This window comes from Butyricimonas paravirosa, from assembly GCF_032878955.1.
In the GTDB taxonomy this organism is placed as follows: Bacteria; Bacteroidota; Bacteroidia; order Bacteroidales; family Marinifilaceae; genus Butyricimonas; species Butyricimonas paravirosa.
Genome location: NZ_CP043839.1, coordinates 1099020 through 1121574 on the forward strand (window position 1 = coordinate 1099020; position 22555 = coordinate 1121574).

The window sequence follows — 22555 nt, forward strand, 5'->3', positions numbered from 1 at the left end:
GAATTAAGTTTAGGGGTATGAAAATAAAAACGAAATTAACATCGGGAATCGGTCTCCTTTTCATGATCATCGTGCTACTCGGTGTTCTGGCGATCAGTTACATTGATAAACTGGCCGACGACACGAAAAATATCCTGTCCGATAACTACAATTCGCTCGATTATGCGAAAGGAATGCTTTATGCCCTCGATAATCTTGAAACGGACCGGGAAGCGTTGAATATATTCATGGAAAACCTCGAAAAACAGAGACTGAATATCACGGAAATCAACGAGTCGGAAGCCACCGACCGCTTGGCCCGCCATTTCAAATTGCTGGACGAGAATCCTAGCGAACAGAACATCCGGCAACTCCGGCTGGATCTGAACCAGATCATGAGCCTGAACATGGCCTCGATTCAACGCAATAGCGTGATTGCCGAAGACACGGCCCGGCAAGCCACGTTATGGATTTCCATTATCGGGATATGCAGTGTCGGGATTGCCCTTGCCCTGCTCCTGTTGTTCCCCTCGCAAATTACCCGCCCGATCAGCGAGTTGACACGCGGGATCGTGGAGATTGCCCACCGCAATTACAGTAAACGCCTGCATTTCGACTCTACACGGGAATTTAATGAAGTGGCAACTTCTTTCAACGATATGGCCGAACGTCTGGAAGAGTACCAGCAAAGTTCACTGGCGACCCTGTTATCCAGCAAAAAATACTTGGAGGCTATCGTCAACAGTATTCATGAACCGATTATCGGTCTGGATCATGATCGACAAATTCTTTTCGTGAACAATGAGGCTTTGACCGTGTTAAACCTCAAACGGGAACAGATGATTCATCAATCTGCCGACGAGTTATCGTTGAAGAACGACTTGTTACGCCGCCTTATTCGCGAACTGGTACATCCAAACGAAAAGCACGAGCCGCTAAAGATATACGCCGACGACAAGGAGAGTTTTTTCCAAGCCGTTTACGTGCCGATTAAATTGACGGAGACCGAAACCGAGGGAGAAAAACAGGTCGGCAACGTGATCTTGTTAAAGAATATCACGGAATTCAAAGAACTAGATTCGGCCAAAACAACTTTTATCTCCACGATCTCGCACGAGCTTAAAACCCCGATTTCAGCTATCATGATGAGCTTGAAATTACTGGAAGATCAACGGATTGGCAGCTTGAACGACGAGCAACAATCTCTCGCGAGTAGCATAAAAGAAAATAGCGACCGACTGTTAAATATCACAGGAGAACTACTCAAATTGACACAAGTGGAAACCGGAAAGCTGATTTTAAGCCCGAAGATCACGAAACCGATCGAATTGATCAACTATGCCGTGGCAGCTACCCGGGTACTTGCCGAACGTTTCGGATGCAATATTGAAGTGGAGTACCCCGAAAAGATTCATAAACTATTTGTAGATAGTGAAAAAATAGCTTGGGTGATCACGAATCTCCTCTCCAATGCTATCCATTATTCGAAAGAGAACTCCCGGATCATCGTGGGAGCCAAGGAAGTGGACCAGACCATACAAATATTCGTGCAGGATTTCGGAAAAGGAATCGACCCCAGATACCACCAAAGCATATTCGACCGCTATTTCCGGGTTCCGGGGACCAAAGTACAAGGTAGCGGGCTAGGACTAGCCATTTCTAAAGATTTCGTGGAAGCTCATGATGGAAAAATCTGGGTTGAAAGCGAGATCGGAAAAGGAAGTAAGTTCACAATCGCATTTCCAGTCCGATAAAAGAACTAAAAAGTAAAAACTAAAAGCTAAAAGTTGGCTCTCCTTCAACTTTTAGTTTTTATCTTTTAACTTTTAACTTATCAACGTCGCCCGGGTATAAGTGATTAAATCTTTCGGGTTTAGCCGGATTTGTAATCCCCGAACACCCGCACTGATATAAATGTATTCGAACTTTAAACAACTTTCATGAATAAACGTGGGGAACTCTTTTTTCATCCCGATAGGCGAGCAACCTCCCCGGATGTACCCGGTAATAGGCAATAATTCCTTCATCGGAATCAAATCCGCTTTCTTGTTCCCGGACGCTTTAGCCGCCACTTTTAAATCCAGTTCATGATCACCCGGAATAACACAAACAAAGTAACCACCCCGATCCCCATGCAGTACTAACGTTTTGAACACCTGTTCGATATTCTCCCCCAACTGTGCCGCCACGTGAGCCGCAGCCAGATCATTTTCATCCACCTCGTAAGGAATTAACTCGTAGTCAATCTTCGCTTTATCCAGCAAACGAACAGCATTCGTCTTATTTATCTTGGCCTTCATATCTACACAATTTTACTTCTATACAAAAATAATGAATCACCGGAAAATTGGAGTAAAATAGGTGCAATTTCTGACATGGAAATCATATCATTAAACGAACGTTTATTAATGTACATATTATTTTACTTCATATCAGCGGTTGCTTATTTTTATTTCTCATGATCAATGAGAAATAAAAATAACAATCCGATTTATTGGAGTCAATAAATGAGACATAATAAACGTTCATTTATTGAATGTACAAAATTACAACACGAATAGCGTTAAACACCTTATGGAACCAGAGAAACGCCCTATAATTCTTATTGCAGAAGATGATGAAAGTAACTACTTGCTTTTATTCGCTTTATTAAAAAGAGATTACCAGATCATTCATGCACATGATGGAATTGAAGCCATCCAACTATTCAAGAATTTTCCTCCCGATGCAATCTTAATGGATATAAAAATGCCCCACATGGACGGTTTTACAGCCATGCAAGCTATTCGGGAAATAGATCATGACATTCCGATCATTGTTGTCAGCGCATACGCCTTCGAACAAGACAAACAAACAGCTTACTCGTGCGGGTGTAATGCCTATATCATGAAACCCGTGGATGCTAAAAAGTTGACAAGCACCATTTCCCTCTTGCTATCTATTAAAGAACATCACATTTCTATTCACTAACGGGAATCCATTTCACGGCATTGGCAAAAATCAACTGCACGGCATCCCGTTCCCACGCGTAAGTGCCATCATTCTCCCACGTTAAAGAATCACCACCCCGGTCACTCAAAAACACGCTATACTCACCACGATCAAAATAATATTTCCCCAAAGAGATCCATCCCGGTTCCTCGTTATCCAACAACACTTCCACGTCCGTGACGTCATCCGCGGATGTCACCTGATAAAAAAGTCTCGCTCCCCCGATAAAAACCTTACGGGCTGAAGTCGCCTCCACGTCCGGGACATAAACAAAAACCTCGTACTTCCCGGGATTTTCCACGTTCACTTTCCACTCCACCTTAGATTTCCCGGTTCCGGCAATTTTATAATAAGCACTCTTCACGATATCCCCGTAACAATGGCTATCCATAGTCAAAGTCCAATGCTCGTGGTCATACACGTAACTATACTTTTTCCCGTTCTCACCTGTTGAGAAATAAGCGGCCAGTTTCCCTTTCCGCTTTTTCTCGTGAATCACAAAACCGGGGTCCTCGGCATTCACAATCATTCCCGGAACCTTCCGAGTAAAAATAGCACTATCCACAGTCCAAATACCCGTTTTCCCATCTTTCGTTTTTGACAAATCTTTGGATGAAGTCCATTCCAAGACATTCTCCCCAGGAAGATTCTGACTGAGATTCATTCCTAACGCGAAAACATCACGCATACCTAAATCGGCCCGAATCTCTTTACAACTATGTCCCGGAATTAAATAGTTACGTAGCCCGGACCCGTTCTCGTTATCCCCCATGGAATACGTTGCCACGCTCAGTGTCACAACTGCCGGAACTGAAGTAGGATTATATATTTTACAGCTACCTATATTTTTAGTCTCCTCGTCCTCTTCATACAATTCCACTTTCAAATCCCGGATAAATAGAGCCGGTAACTCCTTCCCCTCGTAATAATAATTCAAAATCTCCCGAAGATTCACATGAAAACGAGCATTAAACTCCCGTTCTAGCTCTTCGAAATCAGGTCGCATAAACAAATGACTTTGCTTAAATTGTTTCATAAAATTGAATAATTCCCGCTCCCCGACAAGCGCCTGCAAATGTTTTTGAATCAACTCGTATTTCTTCCTCAATAATTTCTGTAATTGCTCCCCCTTCACCTCTTGATCCACGAAAGCCTCCCGCATGGATTTCCCCTTCCAATAAGTGACAATCTCAGAATAACTGATCTCTTCTCCCACGTACACCATCGGCCCGTTAGAAAAGTCAACTTTGGCTAAATCGTTCACGATACCTCCAAAACCCGGATATTCATCCGATTGTAGAACACCCCCGAAATCACCAAACAGAACTGAACAATCAAAAACACCCGCAAGTAAATTCACGGCTAACAAATTACGAAACGCCTCCACCTCCAACTCGAAACGAGTCCTTTCATCCTCATCTCCCGGCCAAAAGCCCACGTGCGCATAATAACCCAAGTACATTCTCTCCGGATAAAATAGTATCTCCGGCTGTACAAATTGACTTCCCGTAACCCCTTTCCGTTGGTGTGGAATAAAATTCACCGGAGTCTCGACCAAAGTAAACTTGCAAAAAGGATAATCCCCCCCCTTTACTTCCCGCATCATACTTATCGGCTCTTCCACAAGGAACTCGGCGGAATCCTTCAGACTCGTGTAATCCCGCATGAAGAAGTCATGCCCGGGGAAATGATACAACTCGAACGTCAACGAGTCTAACACGATACTCCTCCGTTCGTACTCCCCGATAGTCAGACTTAGAGAAGGTAATGGCTCCCGGTTTCTAAAGACTGTAGTATCCCCACTCATCTCCATCTCTCCTTGCGAGATAGCCACTCGTTTCCCGACTTTCCCGACTTTCAACCGGTAACGGGTAAAATCATACTGACTAGCCAACGGGGCATTCACGTTTACCGGGGGAACGGCAACCGGATACCACAAACATTCAGGGAAAAGCAACGTGTAATCATCCCCGACACGAGCAAAACACCTTCCATGACGGAACATCGAATGATACGTCCGGAAAAAGCTCATCAAGCGGGTATCATGAAACTCCTCGTCCGTGAAATCCAGGAAACAAATTGCCTCATCAATCTTTCCCTCGTAAACCACGTGTAAAAGGATTTCTTCACTGGGTTGTAACGCTCTCTCCAAAAGGATGGCTTGGGATTCCCGGGTATAAGACAAGTTCTCCCCTTGCCCGCTTGTCAAGGCCGTTACCTCTAATCCCGGATTCAAGTAAAGCACGGGGCGAACTAAGGGCTGTCCTCCCACGTTTGCCACCACCAGATCACTCTCCCCCGTTATTTTATCCCCTTCCTGACGAAAATAGATATTATGCGCCTTAACGTGTCCCCCTTTCACTTCGGCGTACTTTTCGAATACCTCCCGGTACAAGTCTCTTCGATTATTTAGCTCGTGAAATATACCGTAATAAGCCCCCCCGAACAAGATACCGATCAGCAAGAATGTCCATCCCCCGGCCCTCACTTTCCACGTAACACCTGCCCGTTCCGACAAACGCGGCATCATTCCCATAGCCAGCACAACAAGCCCCAATCCCAGAAAAACAAACATTCCCCGTTGTAAAACAACCCACTCCGGACGGGTCATTCCCGTCACATCCGAGAACAGAAGCGGCAATGCACGCCCCCACGGGTCAACGGTACCCCACAATAAATCCGTGGTCCCGAAATAAAAGGCAGCAAATACAGCCAACAATACCAATACTGCCAAGGCATGATTCTTTACCCGGTTAGCCACGATTAAAGCGACTCCCAACACGAAAAACAGCGTGGGCAAGGTCATCACGAACAGGTAAACAAAATAAATCTTCAACTGGAAAGTTCCCGGTTCCCCGAACAAGATATGGAAAATCATCCCTAATCCCATCGTTATCAAGTTCAGCACGAGGCAAACCTCTACGATCCCCAACACCTTTCCCGTTTGATAAGCCAAATTAGTCACCGGACGGGCAGAGAACACGGCATTCGTCTCCAAACGCCGATCCCGCCACACGAAATCAATACCGATAAAAATCACGATAATCCCTTGCACCAAATTATAAAACCAGGCATTCCAAAAAGGAATAAACGAAGGCAAAGCCCTGTTTAACCACCTGAGCCCACCTAATGAATCGCTTTGCCATAGCCAGTGCGAAAGAGAGATTCCCGCAACTACACAACAAGCGAATATCCAAAACAACTTATTTCTTATGATCAGGTTTCGCTCGTAACGGGCCACCAGACGTATATTTTCAAATGTCATACCTATTATCTTAAAAAAGTAACAACCAACCTACTGAACAAAGGTATTCATTCCCAGTGAACATTACAATAAAAAGGGGTACGTCTTTCTCGACATACCCCTAGTTTGTAAAGTTTATAAAATTAGCCACTCGGCTACATTATCTCTGCAACGGGAATTTCAACACCGGTTCTTTCTCTTTCTTCGGTTCAGACTTGTTGATTTCCACGTCCTCAATCAAAACCGAGGCCGGATAAATCAAAGAAGAAAGCACTTGACGATTCAGGATGTAGTTAGACACGTTTTCTTTACTTGAAATGTCCAGTACCCGTTTGATCTTCGCCAAATTAATGGCAGAAACATCACCGAAACGAACCTGCGTTTCACTACCATCTTTCACGTCAACCTTGTAAATACGGGATGCCGGTCCAGCAATACTGCGCACGATGTAAGCATAATCCAACCCTTCATCCTTGGCAGCCTTGATTAATGCTTTTTTCATCTTGTCCTGTTTCGTTCCCTTATCTACTTGGATATGAATAGTTCCCGGAGCCGTGGCATAAACTATATCACTTCCGGTCATCACGAAACGAGAGCTACCCGTGGAGTGCTGAGTTTTCAAAGAAGGTACCCGACCATTCAACATTTGGCGCAAGATCCCCTTGTCAACCAGCGTCATCTCCTTTTCCGGAATAACACCCTCCGCATCGATCTCGTAAGCACCTAACAACGGGGTCCCATCGTATTTCTCCAAGCTAGTGTAATTTTTCACGGTCAAACGGTTGTCAATAATCTTTCTCCCGATACGACCTTCCAACGTTCTGCCTCCCGCCTGACCAATCGGCTTACGATAAGCAAATAATCCCCCTTGATTCAACAGGTTGTTCACGAAGATACTGGAAGAAGCCCCGTCTTCAAAAAGAACCGGCCCGGAATAGAATTCTTCAACCACTGGGGCATTTCTCAACTTCATCAGATTTTCAGCAAAAGCAGTTACTTTCTTTTTCAAATCTTCCAAAGAAGGCATATCCTGCGGGCGAGCAACCAAAATAGAAAGCGCATCCCCGATCCGTACCCCGTCTTCCGTGGTTACATATCCTTGTGCAAACAGATTCGCATAAGTAACCGGTTGTTTCATGGTCACGTCCTCGCTCGTCTGTTTGTAAACTTCCATATCCAAACCGCTAATACCCACGGATGAGTTGTAAATTTCCTTGTAATTCTTGAATATCGCGGAAAGTTCACGAATCGTGTTTTCCCATTTCTTTATATCAATTTCATAGGGAACCTTACTTTCCACGATCTTCGTGATCGGTTCTGCCTTCACCAAGTCCGGCAATTGAGCCTCCTCCGGAGTTTGCGGGTTTGACTTCAAGGCCGCTTCTTTGGCAGCAGCTTCACGCAACGCCATCTTGTAAGCCGCATCGGATACCAACCAAAAATTACGACGAATCATGTCATAATCCGCCTCGGCCGGCATCCCTACCTTCATGAATTGTCCCACGAAACGAGTATCGTTCGTGTTATTATAATCACCCAGCAACAACTGAGACGAGCCTACCCCTCTCCACGGCAATTCCAGTGAATTCGTGATCGCTCCCAGCTCCCCGACAACTTCAAACTGGCGGAATCTACCTAAAGAAAAAGACAAATAAAACGGTTTATCCATTCCCGGCAATGCCAATTCAGCTTTATTTCTTTGTAATTCATCCTGCATCGCCTTGAAGATCACTTGATCTTGCTCATTCTGTGCCACCACTGGCCCTACCAGCAGGAAAAATATTAATAGTGATAATATATATCTCATCTTTCTAGTTTTATAATTTCCACATCTTTATTTCGTTCCCGGAGCCGGTAAAATCGGTAAAATATCTTGTGATTTCGCTTTTCTTTGCGTCTCTACCTTATTCACCAAGATAGTCGGGGAAATAGCCGTTACAGGAATTGAACCCGATTCAGCACCACACATTCCCGTGAACACGCGGGCATCATTTCCGGCATATATAATATTAGAGAACATGGAAAGCGGGGTTCCGATCAAATCCACGCCACGAACCAACTGGTCCGGACGACCGTCAGCAAACACTTTGTACACCTCCAGCGGGGTCACGTTGAAGGAATTGGTACCACCTTTACCCGTGAATGTAAATCCACTCGTCACCTCTTTGAAGAAATAACCGTATTCTTTACCTTGTTTCTTTACCTCTTCAATCAATAACTGACGTAATTCTTCGGGAGTCTTCGGGTTAGAAGTCTCGATCACCAAATTAGACTGGCGGGAAACAGGGTCAAACCCGTCGCTGGCACGGGCGTGTCCGTTCGTGCGAGGATGGCCGTCGATCGGGGTACGAGTCATCAGGAAGTCATTCAACTTACCGTTCACCACAACATCCACCCGTTCGGCTTTTACACCCTGATCATCATACTTATAAAATCCGTTCAAATCCTCTCCTGCATACTTCCGAAGTGTCGGGTCATCATACACGTGCATACCCTCCGGCAACACGAATTGACCGATCATTTTCTTGAACGTCTGCCCGTCACTCTCGCTCTTCATACGTTGTCCCTCGATCCGGTGACCGAAAATCTCGTGGAAGAACACACCACTGGCAGGGCCGGATAGCAAGGCCGGTCCCGTGTAGGGATCAACCACCGGAGCCACACGCAAAGCCTCCAATGTTTTCACCATCTCTTTAGCATCTGCAATAATCTTATCATTGGCGGGAAGATCTGCCGGATCATAAGCAAAATAAGACAAATTCAACGGCAATTCCATTCCGTCATCGGCTTTTGTCTCCCCAAACACCATAATACGGGTATACGGTAGATTCTGCACGACTTCCGTTCCCTCGTTGTTCACGAAATAACGTCTTTCCACCGTGTAGATCATGATCGCATCCCCTTTCATAATACCGGGTTGATTTTTGAACACGGCTGAAATCTCTTTCATCCGGGCTGCCCACTGATCCATATCAATCGTCATTTTTTCAGCAGGAAGCGGAGCCTCGTAATATTTTTCCACTTTCGCCTCCGAAAAATAAGGAGCCTTATCCTCCTCTTCCACGTTTACAGAGCTTTCTGCCTTCGTTTTCTGGTACATATCCACGGCAAACTTGTAACGATTGTTCACCTCGTCCCAGATAGCCTGACGAACGGCATCTTCATTATTTTCTTCATCCAATGGTAAACGAGCCACGGAAGGTCCTTGGAAACGGGACATGGCCGATCCCATTTGATTAAATCTAAAATTATCGAGTTTCTCATCCCCTAACCGAATCTGCGGAACTAACGTCCGGGAACGATACTGCTGACTGTTCATCAGCGCCCCGAAAGAAGCCGATACCACGGAAGAAGTCACATCAATCACCCTGTAATTCATGTGATACGGGGGAAATTCTTCACCCTTTAGTTCTTTCATCTGTTGTGCCAACTCTTCTTTCAGAAGTCCTAGCAACTTATCCTGTCCTTGCCCGTAAGTCTTGGGTACAAACAACAGGGAGAGAAAGCAACTAAAAATAACCAATACTGTTTTTCTCATGTGTAATTGTTTTAATCATGTGAATAATAAAAGATCATTGAAAAATCACGCACTATTTTCGTTAACAAATATAAGACGAATCTTTTGTGTAACAATACTCAAACGTTTTAAATTTTTCTTAAAGTGAAGAAATGCAAAAAAGGATGATTTCCCATCACGGTACTCTCACCCTCGTCGACAAATTAGAATTCAAAATATTACATTTATATGTAACTATATCTTTTCAAAAAACGTTTTCCAAAAAAGCCTCCGGATCATTAAATGGAATGTCAACTCGGATTTAATAAAAAAAGTGTATACACACTTCCGGAGGCTTATTCCTTCATGTGCTATACACTTTCTTATTATTTCTCGAATTGACAAGACAAAGGTAAATATTTCTTTAATATAAACCACAAAAGAACAAAATTATTTATTCTATACCGCCAGCATTTAACATTCCAACCTCCGCCTCTTTACGAAAATCTTCAACCATATTTCGTTGAAATTATATCATAACACTTTTAATCATAACGCAGTAATTATATTTACATACATCATTTGTGTCTTTTCAATTTTCCACGAAAATATCTATTTCTCCAATATTTTATATTTTTCACCCGAATTTCATCCATTCCTCTTTTCCTTCCTTAATCCTCATTGAAAATAGAACTCAAAAATAAATTCCTAACAGGCTCATGGAACCTATTAGGAATTTTCATTCCACAAAACAATTTCATATCTTATATCCCTAACGGACATCCCGACAACATCGCACATTCAACCAATTGGTTTTCATTGTACTTGCTCGAAAAACCTGAGTCGAATTATAAGCGATTTTACGATAAAAAATAAAACCACTATTATCCGGATCTTCGGTTGCAGTCCAGAAAAAACCGTACACACCATGGAAACGCCAGTTCTCCGTATACGCCACCGTATGCTCGGAATAAAATCCTCCAGCAGTTAGTTGCATTCCTGTACCCTCATCGCCTTGTTGTAGCAGTTCACCCTCATAATATCCCCTGAAACCTTCACAAGCGGCATCCTTCACACTCATTCCCAAAGCTATTTCCAATTTCTGCCAGTCCTCGTCTGTTGGCAAGCGCCATCCTTCCGGAGCAACTAAAATAGCGGCATTGTAATCATACCAATACCCATATTTCTCGTACATCTCCTCTTTCATTGATCCACCTCCCAACTCCCCATCGCTTTCATATTTCCCATACAACCCGGATTCGGGAGCGTACCGCATATTACTGGTCATCCATTCCAAGTCTCCAAATCTTACCCAACCATATTCATTCCCATCACGTTCATCCACATAAGTTCCCGATGCATCCGGTTTAACAACGGGTATCACCTCATTATCATTATCACATCCCCAGATCGAAATCAACCCAAGGAAAACATATAATATCCCTTTATTCATAATTCTTTATTTAATCATTAATCGAACTTTAATCCCAGATCAATCAATACTCTCTTCATCTCATTCCATTTCGTTACACAAGCCGGATAACTTCCATTTTCAGTCATGAATTCTTCTTCCGTCATCGTTAACAAAACATTTACATAACTAGCCAAATCTTCCTCTTTCGAATACCATACTCTCACGGTTCCCATAAGTGGATTAGACCCCAAAAATCCCACCGTTTTAATATCATTCAACGGAGCAAAAATAGACCATTGTTCATAATAACCTTCCGCAAACGAGAAAAACTCCTCAAATTCGGAATCTTCCACTTTAGAAATACTATTAGAAACAATTTGTCTCAAAACAACAGCCGCATATTCTTCTTTTTCCTCTCCACTCATATTTAGAATATCCCTAAAAGCTACCGCCATACTATTCCATCCAGCGATATAATCCATATCCTCATCAACTAATTCGTACTGATCCCCATCTAAACTAGCCTGATAAGCATTAATCCGTTTCACCAACAATAACGAATAGGGATAAAGTTTCGAGCTAAACATATTTAATATTCTCTCTTTCATAAATTCTACAGCTGCCCGTTGAGATTCAATATCATCAAGATATTCAAAAAGATACCTTTGTTTCGACATGGATGTTAAATAATAAGAGAAATCTACTTTCTGTACGAAATAAACATCGTTACCATATCGATCGGTTCCCCGATATTCCTTTCTCAACGTGTCATTGAAGAGCAAATGAATTCCCAATGTTTCTTCAAATTCTTTACGTAACAAAGACTCCGGATCACTGGCATCTTCAGAGATCTCGTAATAATTATCTTTTAGATCCAATGGCTGTACATCTTCTTTCTCCGAACAACTCGACAACAAGCATACACACAGCCACCCCAAAATATATAAATACTCAAGTTTCATATTCATAGTTCAAATTATTAATTCAATGATTCTATTCTATAACTCCTCACCGGATGAGGATTATTTTGCATTCCCGTGTGAAATTCCAATACTTCATGGGGTATCGGTAAAACATAAGCCGGATCATTCTTCTCTAATTTATAGACCCGTTTCTCGATCTTTTCATCGGAAGAATCATCTTTATAAACATAGTATACTTTTTCAATTTCTTTGGAATAAGGATATTTTTCACATACCATATACCGTCTCAAATCAAACCAACGATGTCCTTCCAGACATAACTCCCGCCGACGTTCTTCCCGAATTTCCGTCACTAACTCTTCTCCGCTTTTCTGAAGTGTCGCATAACTTTCATTTTTAAAACGTTTTACTCGCAATTGTTCCAACAAATCCAGAGCCGTCGCCTCATCACCCAAATAAGCCGCTGCCTCCGCCCCGTTCAAATAGGCTTCTGCATTCCGAAACAAGAAATTATCCGATACCTCTATTTTCCGTCCCTCGTAAGCTAACGTGTAATTATAATAATAATCAGCAGCCGGATCATCATTCGCAAACGAAGAACTCTCAGCAATTTTAGCATATCCAACAAAATCATTATACGTCCAGAAGAAAACAGACTTCCTTAAATCTGTTATATCATAAGTATCATACATTTCACGTGATACTTGAAAACTCTTGTACTGATTGACTGTGTTATGAGTAATGGCATGACCACCCATTGAAAAAATTGTCTCCACAGAACTTTTGGATAGGAATCCCCCGGAAAATCCATTCAGATCCAAGAGATCAGGTTTAACAGCAATCACTTTTCGGGCATACTTCAAAGCTTGTTTCCAATCTTGTTTGTACAGGTAGAAACGACTCATCAGCAGATGTACAGCCGTACTATCAGCCTGATATATCGTACCAAGTAAATTCGCTTTTCCCAAACAATCTTCTGCAATCTTCAAATCCGATTCTATTTGTTCATAAACCCGGGCCACGCTCTCGCGCTGAAAAATTACATCTTGAATCTCCCCCGTAAGTTTTAAAGGTACCCCTAAATCGTTCTCCGCAGTGGAAATTTCATAGGGTTTCCCATACAAATTTATTAACGTAAAATAATAAGCCCCTCGTAGGAAATAAGCCTCCCCTTTCACCCGGTTTGCCTCTGCTACTTCATTATCACCTCCCTTGATATATTCATCAATAAGGTCAATGACACTATTTACAATATTAACATGGTAATATAGTTTCGTCCAATCACCGCTTTCATCTGCAAAAGAAGAACCGTATTCATTCACGCCACAACGATCTTGCCAAGTATAATATCCGAAAATAGCATCTCTTCGATTAAAACCACTGGAACCGAAATCACTTTTCTCACATTCTTCTGTTTCATCCGACATATAGTGAAGATATGGGTAATAACTAGCTACCTGTTCTAACGAATAAGAACCATTCACTTTCATATATCCCTCACCGATTAACAACTCTTCTAAATCTTCATAACCACGAACTTGGACGGTATCTTGCGAATATTCCTCCAAAAAGCTACAACTTCCTAGGAAGAAAAGTATTATACTATATATAATAATATATTTCATAATTGTCAACATTAAAATGAAACATTTAATCCGAGAGAAATTGTAGGACGCTCGGACAATTGAATCTGAGAGAACACACTTTGTGTCGGAGTCTGTCCTTTCAGTTTTTTAGAACATATCGTGAATAAATTCGTTGCAGAAAGTGTCGACTCCAAACGAGAAATTCCAGCCTTCTTTAGCCATTTTTCCGGGAACACGTATGACAAACTAACATTACTACACTTTAAATAATCGGCACTCACAACCCTGGCATCGCAATAATCATACATATCCCAATAATTATCTGCAATGAATACGCCCTCATATGAACTATTTACGGACCAATGTCGTCCATACACACCATATCCTGGATCTGAAACGCTAAGAATCGCAGGTATTATAGTTTTCTTTTCATCTCCTGGCACTTTCCAACGATTTAGTAACGCCCGGCCAACATTATATTCCGAATAAATATTTCGATTATCTGAATCTTTTATCGCTTGAGAAAATACTCTTGATAAACGTAAACTAGCTCCCAAGCTGTACGCAAAAACCACGCTAGCCCGAATACGCTTATAACTGAAATTATTATACAAATTTCCGGATATAGAAGGATCACGTTTACCAGTTGCCTTTAATACCGTCGTGTACGTGTCATACTTATCCATGTTTTTCAACAAATCAATGCGATCCGAGTAATCGTCAAACAGAGGCCCTCCATCCAGAGGATTCAATCCGACAAAACGATACGAATAAAAAGTACTGACCGCTTTTCCTTTCACCAAAGCAGTTCCAGTCAAGAAATCGGACAACTCGTGAACATCCGCATTCGGCTGCGTATTCAACTTGTTTTTTGTCTTAGAGATCATCGTGGAAAACGACCACTTAAAATTATTCGTTTTCACCGGAACTAAATTCAAGGAAACGTTATACCCAATATTCAAAATCTCACCGGAATTTATAACATACGAATTCTGACCGTTCACACTAGAAATCGGTTTATTCATAAAAGCATCTTTCGTTCGTTTCCGATAATAATCCCCACTAATCTGTATCCGATTATCAAGCATAGACAACTCCAAGCCAACATTGAATGATCCGGTTCTTTCCCACTTCAAATCAGGGTTCGGATAGGATGACACCGATGACGTGAACTTATTATAATAGGAATCTTTCGGGTTGTTGATCAGCAACAATTCAGGACTCTGCCCGTCTAACATATTACCTTGGTAACCATAAGACATTTTCAATGACAAAAAATTCAGCCACTCATTCTCTATCCCCGGTAATTCCGACACGTTAAATGCCCCGGATATAGCCCATACAGGTAATAGTTTCTCGTTACTCCGACTACCAAATTTATTAGAACCATCATAACGGGTGTTTGCATTGATACTGAACAAATTCTGATAACTATACGTCAACGTGATATAAGCCCCGATCAAATTTGTCAGATTATCCGTGATTGTCGGAACATTCGACATTACCCAATTAGCATAAGTCGCGTAATCAGAAGACGAAATATCACTGGTAAACTTTTTACCTCTATCTGCATAGTATCCCCGGGTTACATTTTGATACCCTTCATAACGGGATGATGACATCTCATAACCAAGAGTTCCGTTCAGATTGTGCTTATCATCCCGACCAAAATATTTATTCAAGTTTATTTGGAAACGAAGAGTATAAGTGGTGTTTCTCGTATTTTGTGCTGTCAGCTCTCCCCCGTATGGCATTAAACTTCTAGCTGGAGCCGTTTCTCCGTAGTTAGACATTCGAAGGGTCGCCGCATGCCATGTTTTCTCTCCCCAATAACCTTCTGCATTCACGTTTGATACAGCATAATTAAAAAGTATATTCGCATTTAAATAATCTGTAAACAAGAAATTTAACTGCGTACTCAAATTAAAATTATTATTATCTTGAGACGTGTAACTCTCCTTTTTCTCATTTAAAATATTAAAATCATAACCATAACTGGAATTTATATTCTTCTTGTAATAACTCAATTCACCATTCTCGCCATAAGGAGAAATTGTCCGGCTAGCCATATAAGCATAATTAATCGACCCAATATCACTCTGTTCGTAGGCTCGTTTGCCGATGCTGGCGTTAAAATCAACTGCAGCCGTCAACCATTTATAAAGATTTGCATCCAAACTCAAGTTCCCCGTGTATCGGGAAATTTCTTGATCCCTAATCACATCATTGTCCCGCGAGTAGCCAATAGAAGAATAGTAGCGTAAACTCTCCGTTCCCCCAGAAATACTCAACGTGTGGTTATGTGAAATCACGTCCCTCGTTAAAATTGCAAACCAATCCGTATTATTATTCTCTATTTTCTTCACTTCGCGAGCAAACGCCTCATCATCAAGCACTCCCGAATAAAGTTGTTGGAGCAAATACTCATACCCAACTACACTCATATCCGACGGGTAAACATAGGATTGAGCGACCAGCTCCCGAGACAGATCTACCCTCTCCTTTGAACTCATTAAATCTATTTGCCGATCACTATACCGGGGACGACGTTTATAAGTAGCTGTAACATTATACCGAACTAAAGGTTTCCCGATATGTCCCTTTTTTGTCGTTATCACGATTACCCCATTCGCAGCACGAGTCCCGTAAAGTGTCGTTGCGGCTGCATCCTTTAACACATCTAAACGTTCAATATCCTGTGGATTCAATCCGGCAATTGCATTTCCTATCCGGTTCACGTAGTCAGGATCATTCAAAACATCCGAATCCAAAGGAACTGGGTCATTCACGACAATGCCATCCACCACCCACAAAGGTTCCCGGTTCCCGATTAAAGTGGAAGTTCCGCGAATCCTTAAACGTGGCACAACACCAACCTCACCGGAGTTCGTTGTCAACATCAAATCCTGGATTCGCCCCTCAAGCATCTGATCTATAGACGTGGCCCCCGGTATCATAATATCTTCCATTTTTACCGAAGTAATGGCACTGGTCAATTTCTTACGGTTAATAACCTGATAACCCGTCACGACAACCTCATCCAAATCCTCCACTTCTTCTTCTAAAGTTACGACTAGACGTTGGCCCGCTTTAAAAGCAACTCTTTTCTGCTTAAAACCGACGAAAGTAAATATTAGCCTTCCCGTATCTTGAGGAACTGTCATAATAAATTCTCCCAAAGAATTCGAGGCAGTTCCCACAACCGTCCCATCTAAACGAATAGTCACACCTGGTAATGGTTGTTTTTTGGGATCCAATACCAAACCTGTTACATTATACATTCTTTTTACAGAATCTTTTCCAGACACATACATCGGACGAATAACAAAAACACCATTCACGTAAGTATAAGTTAAAGATTTCCCTCGAAATGCTGCTTGTAATATGTCCTCCACGGTCGCATTCCTCATATTTACACTAACGGTACCATTACGTTCTATCTCCTTCAAATTATACAGGAAATCCACTGGAACCTGAGATTTGATCGTTTTAATCAAATCCTCGATAGAAACATCCCTTACAGAGATACTCATTTTCTCTTGCTGGGAATAGACTGTCGCTGAAAGTTGCATACAACTTACAAACAACAACACAAAACTCCATTTCATAACTTGCACGATTTTTCTAAAACGAATTCCCCGCCGTGGAATTCGTTCATTACGATTTTTTTTCATACATTTGTTTTGCTTAAAATGTTAATATTACATTTTGAATAACCAAGAGAACGGGTGCGGGAACACCCTTCTCTTTTTATTTCACAATAATCGTGTTTCCACGTATTTCAAATTGTACATCAGTTGTCATTTCCAACATCTTTAAATGTTCCTCAATACTATTATACTTTTTTAAATCACCCGTAAACAATTCATCTTTTACATCCGTACGTTTATAAAATACCACGACATCATACCAACGAGATAAAATAGTCAACATATCTTCCAAACGCTCCCGTTCAAAAACAAACAGACCGTCTTTCCACGAAATAAACAAGGCCGGGTTCACTTTCAATTTATCCATTTTACCACTTCCCCGATCAAAACAAGCTTGTTCCCCAGGTTCCAATAATATCTCGTTTTTGCTTTCCTCGACTTTAACACTCCCCCTTACTAATGTTGTTTCAACCCGCAAGTCATCCGGATAACATGATAAATTAAAAGCTGTTCCCAACACTTGTACGGAAAGATCTGAAGTCTTCACAATAAATGGACGCTTTTCATCTTTCGCTACCTCGAAATAAGCCTCACCCTGTAAAATGACCTCCCTACATTCATTCCCAAATGTCACCGGATACACTAATTTGGAATCAGAATTCAAGAATACTCGTGTTCCATCGGATAAAGTTAAAGCATACTCACCTTTCCGCGGAACATACAATTCATTCATCCGCATCGTTTCCTCCCGTTTTTCTCCATCATACCTTAACCCCGTGGAATCAATCTTCAATCCGCCACCTTCACGCCCAATAATTTCCTCATTTACAACGTTCCCCAAAGCCATTTTTGTTCCATCATCCAAAGTAAGAATTGCTTTTTTCTGCCCGGGAGACAAGGTCTCCGATATATTTTCCTGTATGGGAGTATCTACCCACCAATAAAGCAACACCCCCAAAATAATTGGTAATACGATTGCGGCTGCCACTCGCATGTAATACATCAAACGTCGTTTTCTTAAATGCGTTCGACCGGCAAATTTCCGAAATGCTGCCTCCCGATCATATTTCTTTAACTCCTGTATCACGTTCACTTCCCTCTCACCGTCCATCATCTGCTTGAAAAACTCTCGATTCTCTTCTGCCTTCATCCATTCCCACAATTCCCGGACCTCATCTTCTTGAATTGCGTGCGTTCGGAATTTTCGAAATAAACTTGCTATCCTGTAAAAATCGCTCATAACTAAATTATGTTTCTACTATAGAAACACAGATTTACAAAACAGGGTGATAGTTTTGAGAAAAAATTACAAAAAAGTAAATAAAAACATCCAACCTTCCCGGGAAAGATTCTCACGCAAATAAACGTAAGCCTTCTTTTTCAATGTTTTAACTGTATTTACCGAAACATGCAAAGATTGAGCAATCTCTTCATTCCTCATACCTTTCATGGTCATTTCTACAATAACACGTCTCTGATCCGATAGGGAATTCAACACGGTAAATATCTGACGATAGTACTCTTCTTCAATTAATAATTGCTCGTTATCCGTGGAATCAAATGTCATCACTTCTCCCAAATGCTGAATAAGTTCTTCCTGCCGTTTTTCCTTTTGATCCCGAATATATACCAGACAAGCATTATGTACGGAGCGATAAAGATAAGCCGACACGGCCCGCATATTTTCAAACTTTCCTTCTCTCTCCCACAATTTCACGAAAATCTCCTGCACCACATCCTCTTCATCCATAAACTCTCCCACAAAACGATTAGCATAACGACACAACGATGCATAAAAAGTATTATATAAATACTTGAATGCCTCCTCCGTTTTATCATTTATACCATTTATCACGCCACCAAGATAATCGCTCATATATCTTCATTTGGTCAAGACAAACCTATAAAAAATATCTGGTAACACAAAAATAATGGCACATTTATAACATTACTTGCCATTAAGCAGGCAATGTAAATATTCATACCGCATCGTATTTATCGGATTCAGTTTCAATACTTTTTCTGCCGGATTCCATCCAAAAAAGATTTCGATTGCAGAACATACCTAATACCATAACAGATACAAACCCAAAACAAAAGTAACCCCCAAAGTAACACACCCTCCAAATAATAAAAACAGAATAACAAACTGACAATCCTTTAATCACACCTCAATAAATTGATGAATCCTTTTTTTCGCAACAAACAATATCTCAAAGATTTCCCAAAGAAAGATAAAAAATCTTGTACGTGAGAACCACGTGAAAAGAAATGATAACTTTGTTAAATAAAGAAACAAACGACACGTCAATATCACTTACATAAAAAATAGAAAATATATGCTTGGAAAACTATCCATCTATCTCTTTTTGTTACTCATTATTCCGGACATCTATATCTACAAATTGTATATCACCAGATCAACAGGCGGTAGCCCGTTCGGTTGGCTGTGGTTTCTCCCTTCCGTGATCCTAGTGTTCACTCTCGTCTGGATTCTACTATCCTCCAAGGATGCGCTGGCCATACAAGGCCTCATCGGTACGTTCACAATCGCCTACATGGCCATCGTCCTGCCGAAAACGATCTTCATGGTTTGCTCGCTGCTCGATTTACCGTTAAAATACTTACTCAAATGGCAAATCCAGCCTTTTAGCTGGCTGGGAATCGTACTGGGAGCTTGCATGATGATCATGGTTCTCTACGGGGCTATATGGGGTAAAACACGATTTGACGTGAAACAGGTCACTTTCGCCTCCCCGGACCTCCCCGCCGCTTTCGACGGGTATCGTATCGCCCAGATTTCCGACATACACACGGGTAGTTGGAACGGAGACCGGGCAGCCTTACAAAAAGCCGTGGACCGGATCAACGCCCAGCAAACCGATTTAATTGTTTTCACGGGTGACATCGTCAACACAAAAGCCACGGAACTGGAACCATTCGAAAACATTCTGGCACAACTGAAAGCCCCGGATGGAGTATTCTCCATTCTCGGGAATCACGACTACGGTCCTTACCACAACTGGCCTACCACCGAGGCCCGGGATCAGAATATCCGGGATATACAAGACAAGCAGGCCGTCATGGGTTGGCAATTATTAAACAATGATCACGTGATTTTGAAACGTGCCGCGGACAGCATCGCCTTAATCGGCGTGGAAAATAACGGGGAACCTCCATTCTCTCAATACAGTGACCTCCCCAAAGCCATGAAAGGCACGGAACAATGCGCTTTCAAACTATTGTTAAGCCACAATCCCACGCACTGGCGCCGGGAAGTACTCGACACGGACATCGACCTCATGCTGGCAGGCCACACACACGCCATGCAATTTGCCGTCGGACGACTTTCCCCGTCCCGATTCATGTACCCGGAATGGAGTGGGCTTTACATGGAAGGCAAACAAGGTTTGTATGTCAACGTTGGATTAGGATATATCGGACTGATGCCCTTGCGTTTCGGTGCATGGCCGGAGATCACGGTCATCACGCTGAAACAATTGAAAATGGAGAATTAAAAATTGAAAATGAAAATTCAGTAAGAAATTCGAAAATAAGTGACACTTTTCAGGCGGTTGGATGTTTTGAGGGAAAACTAAAATTAAAACTGTATGTTACACTTTAAAACAATCGCGCTATTATCCTCCGTCACGCTGATCGGATGTACCTCTTCGCCTCATGCTTGGCAAGGACAATCCGGTAGTAAACGAGTTTTCATCGAGTTAGAGACCACACCGGAAGGAACATCTCAAGCCTTCCTGTCACTTCCGGAACAATGGATTGACAAAGCAAAAGCCGACACGCTCGTACTTTCAGATGAAAGTATCCTTGCCATCTTCAACCGGGAGAACATCCGCTTTGAAGGTTCCTTCCATTCCGGCAAAGACTCCATTCAAGCCGAAGTAACCACCTACGGAAAGACTCGGGAATTCGCTCTCGGTAAAGTCGATAGCCTCCAACCGGTCTATTTTGCACAAAATCCACGCCCACCTTATCCTTACCGTTCCGAAGAAGTCACCTACGAGTCATGTGATTCGATACAAGTTGCAGGCACACTGACGATTCCACAAGGTAAAGGCCCTTTTCCAGCTGCCATTATTATATCTGGAACTGGGAAACAAGACCGGGACGGAACCTTTTCCGGCCACAAGCCCTTTTTCAAAATAGCGGACTACCTCACCCGACAAGGCTTTATCGTACTACGAGCCGATGACCGGGGAATCGGAAAAACCAACGGGATATACGAAGAGGCCACGACGAGTGATTTTGCACGGGATGCCCAAGCCGGAATCAATTACTTGAAACAACGCCCGGAAACAGACACCAAGCACATCGGGGTCATCGGACATAGCGAAGGTGGACAAGTAGCACTCATGCTGGGAGCTGACTCCCCGGACGTGTCATTTGTTATTTCTCTGGCAGGAGTGGGTGTTGATGGCTTACAAATATTGAAATTACAAAATGACGCGATCTTGCGTACTACTCCCGGAATGACCCCGGAACGGGTGGATCAGTTTATGAGCCTTTTCAACACGCTATTCGACAAAGTACACTCCGTCCCCTTGGAACAACCCTTAGACATACCCTTACGACAAGCCTTCGACCAATGGGTAGCCCAACAAGATGAGGCCACGCTGAAAGCCGTCAATTTTAATGACGGGAGAGACGAAATGTTTTTCAGTCGTTACCTGCATCAGGCACAAGGACGTTGGTACAGGGAAATGATCAATTATGATCCGGAAAATTATATCCCCCGCATCCATAAACCCGTTCTGGCATTAAACGGGGACAAAGACATCATGGTTCCCGCCAAAGAGAACTTGGAATCCATCAAGCAATTACTAGATAAAGGTGGAAACACACAATACAAAATAGTGGAACTCCCCGGCCTAAACCACATGTTCCAGCGCTGTAAAGAGTGTACCCGGGAAGAAATTCCCGACCTAGAAGACGTGTTTTCAGAAGAGGCCCTACAAATCATGGGGGATTGGTTACGAGAAAATGTACAAAAAGACCGAAAGTAAAATAATCAGACTATAGACAGGATAAAAGGGGTTGAATTCTAAGTCTCTTGCAACTATTTAATGAAGAAAATCGTGGTAAAATGTATTTTTATTGCGATTTTCTTCCCCCCCACAGCTTCTTTTTCTTTTCAAAAATCTCGTGATTCGCGAGAGACTTTCGAAAAGAAAAATAATCTTTCCCTCGCGCGTGTCACCGTCCTATGCTCTTAATGTAACAGCACCAAACAAGACTTTTCAAACTCTTTTTG

The 22555-nt window shown here is 42.2% G+C and carries 14 protein-coding genes; 4 read left to right on the forward strand and 10 right to left on the reverse strand.

All coding sequences use genetic code 11. From position 1 onward, the window contains the following. Window positions 1-17: 17 nt before the first annotated feature. A complete protein-coding gene (locus F1644_RS04735) occupies window positions 18-1733 on the forward strand; it encodes a sensor histidine kinase (protein WP_118301933.1) in 1716 nt (571 codons plus the stop codon). A gap of 72 nt (window positions 1734-1805) precedes the next feature. Here F1644_RS04735 and ybaK read toward each other — a convergent pair whose 3' ends face one another. Then, window positions 1806-2279: a Cys-tRNA(Pro) deacylase gene (gene ybaK, locus F1644_RS04740; RefSeq protein ID WP_027199809.1), complete on the reverse strand. Its 474-nt coding sequence runs from the start codon at window positions 2277-2279 to the stop codon at window positions 1806-1808. A gap of 274 nt (window positions 2280-2553) precedes the next feature. Here ybaK and F1644_RS04745 point away from each other — a divergent pair, with 274 nt between their 5' ends. Beyond that, complete coding sequence (locus F1644_RS04745; protein WP_118301932.1) at window positions 2554-2949, forward strand: response regulator; 396 nt, start codon at window positions 2554-2556, stop codon at window positions 2947-2949. On the opposite strand, the gene F1644_RS04750 is transcribed toward F1644_RS04745, so the two are convergent. The 9 genes from F1644_RS04750 to F1644_RS04790 form a co-directional block, all read right to left on the reverse strand. Further along, window positions 2939-6235, reverse strand: a complete 3297-nt coding sequence (locus F1644_RS04750) for a golvesin C-terminal-like domain-containing protein (RefSeq protein WP_118301931.1) — start codon at window positions 6233-6235, stop codon at window positions 2939-2941. The genes F1644_RS04745 and F1644_RS04750 overlap by 11 nt on opposite strands. A 139-nt stretch (window positions 6236-6374) precedes the next feature. After that, window positions 6375-8021: a metallopeptidase TldD-related protein gene (locus F1644_RS04755; protein ID WP_209279551.1), complete on the reverse strand. Its 1647-nt coding sequence runs from the start codon at window positions 8019-8021 to the stop codon at window positions 6375-6377. Window positions 8022-8048: 27 nt separating this feature from the next. After that, window positions 8049-9752: a TldD/PmbA family protein gene (locus tag F1644_RS04760; RefSeq protein WP_118301930.1), complete on the reverse strand. Its 1704-nt coding sequence runs from the start codon at window positions 9750-9752 to the stop codon at window positions 8049-8051. Between the two features lie 730 nt (window positions 9753-10482). Beyond that, window positions 10483-11163, reverse strand: coding sequence for an FISUMP domain-containing protein (locus F1644_RS04765; protein WP_087422120.1), 681 nt, complete (start codon window positions 11161-11163; stop codon window positions 10483-10485). A 17-nt stretch (window positions 11164-11180) separates the two neighbouring features. Continuing rightward, a complete protein-coding gene (locus tag F1644_RS04770; protein ID WP_087422119.1) occupies window positions 11181-12092 on the reverse strand; it encodes a hypothetical protein in 912 nt (303 codons plus the stop codon). 11 nt (window positions 12093-12103) lie between these two features. Next, a complete protein-coding gene (locus F1644_RS04775) occupies window positions 12104-13672 on the reverse strand; it encodes a RagB/SusD family nutrient uptake outer membrane protein (RefSeq protein ID WP_158571866.1) in 1569 nt (522 codons plus the stop codon). 11 nt (window positions 13673-13683) lie between these two features. After that, window positions 13684-17241 carry a SusC/RagA family TonB-linked outer membrane protein gene (locus F1644_RS04780; RefSeq protein ID WP_229782462.1) on the reverse strand — a complete coding sequence of 1186 codons (3558 nt, stop codon included), beginning with the start codon at window positions 17239-17241 and terminating at the stop codon, window positions 13684-13686. Between the two features lie 142 nt (window positions 17242-17383). Further along, entirely contained in the window at window positions 17384-18523 is a 1140-nt protein-coding gene (locus tag F1644_RS04785; protein WP_087422116.1) for a FecR family protein, read from the reverse strand. Window positions 18524-18589: 66 nt separating this feature from the next. Continuing rightward, complete coding sequence (locus tag F1644_RS04790) at window positions 18590-19159, reverse strand: RNA polymerase sigma-70 factor (protein WP_087422115.1); 570 nt, start codon at window positions 19157-19159, stop codon at window positions 18590-18592. Window positions 19160-19622: 463 nt separating this feature from the next. On the opposite strand from F1644_RS04790, the gene F1644_RS04795 reads away from it, so the two are divergent. Together F1644_RS04795 and F1644_RS04800 are read left to right on the forward strand one after the other, a co-directional pair. Further along, entirely contained in the window at window positions 19623-20801 is a 1179-nt protein-coding gene (locus tag F1644_RS04795; RefSeq protein ID WP_118301928.1) for a metallophosphoesterase, read from the forward strand. A gap of 93 nt (window positions 20802-20894) precedes the next feature. Further along, entirely contained in the window at window positions 20895-22307 is a 1413-nt protein-coding gene (locus F1644_RS04800) for an alpha/beta hydrolase family protein (RefSeq protein ID WP_118301927.1), read from the forward strand. Window positions 22308-22555: the final 248 nt, after the last annotated feature.

Bases quoted from the DNA above. Each gene is read 5' to 3' on its own strand.
- F1644_RS04745 (WP_118301932.1), top strand. From the start codon at position 2,554: ATGGAACCAGAGAAACGCCCTATAATTCTTATTGCAGAAGATGATGAA.
- F1644_RS04785 (WP_087422116.1), bottom strand. From the start codon at position 18,523: ATGAGCGATTTTTACAGGATAGCAAGTTTATTTCGAAAATTCCGAACG.
- F1644_RS04800 (WP_118301927.1), top strand. From the start codon at position 20,895: ATGTTACACTTTAAAACAATCGCGCTATTATCCTCCGTCACGCTGATC.
- F1644_RS04765 (WP_087422120.1), bottom strand. From the start codon at position 11,163: ATGAATAAAGGGATATTATATGTTTTCCTTGGGTTGATTTCGATCTGG.
- F1644_RS04750 (WP_118301931.1), bottom strand. From the start codon at position 6,235: ATGACATTTGAAAATATACGTCTGGTGGCCCGTTACGAGCGAAACCTG.
- F1644_RS04790 (WP_087422115.1), bottom strand. From the start codon at position 19,159: ATGAGCGATTATCTTGGTGGCGTGATAAATGGTATAAATGATAAAACG.
- F1644_RS04760 (WP_118301930.1), bottom strand. From the start codon at position 9,752: ATGAGAAAAACAGTATTGGTTATTTTTAGTTGCTTTCTCTCCCTGTTG.
- F1644_RS04795 (WP_118301928.1), top strand. From the start codon at position 19,623: ATGCTTGGAAAACTATCCATCTATCTCTTTTTGTTACTCATTATTCCG.
- F1644_RS04735 (WP_118301933.1), top strand. From the start codon at position 18: ATGAAAATAAAAACGAAATTAACATCGGGAATCGGTCTCCTTTTCATG.
- F1644_RS04775 (WP_158571866.1), bottom strand. From the start codon at position 13,672: ATGAAATATATTATTATATATAGTATAATACTTTTCTTCCTAGGAAGT.
- F1644_RS04755 (WP_209279551.1), bottom strand. From the start codon at position 8,021: ATGAGATATATATTATCACTATTAATATTTTTCCTGCTGGTAGGGCCA.
- ybaK (WP_027199809.1), bottom strand. From the start codon at position 2,279: ATGAAGGCCAAGATAAATAAGACGAATGCTGTTCGTTTGCTGGATAAA.
- F1644_RS04770 (WP_087422119.1), bottom strand. From the start codon at position 12,092: ATGAATATGAAACTTGAGTATTTATATATTTTGGGGTGGCTGTGTGTA.
- F1644_RS04780 (WP_229782462.1), bottom strand. From the start codon at position 17,241: ATGAAATGGAGTTTTGTGTTGTTGTTTGTAAGTTGTATGCAACTTTCA.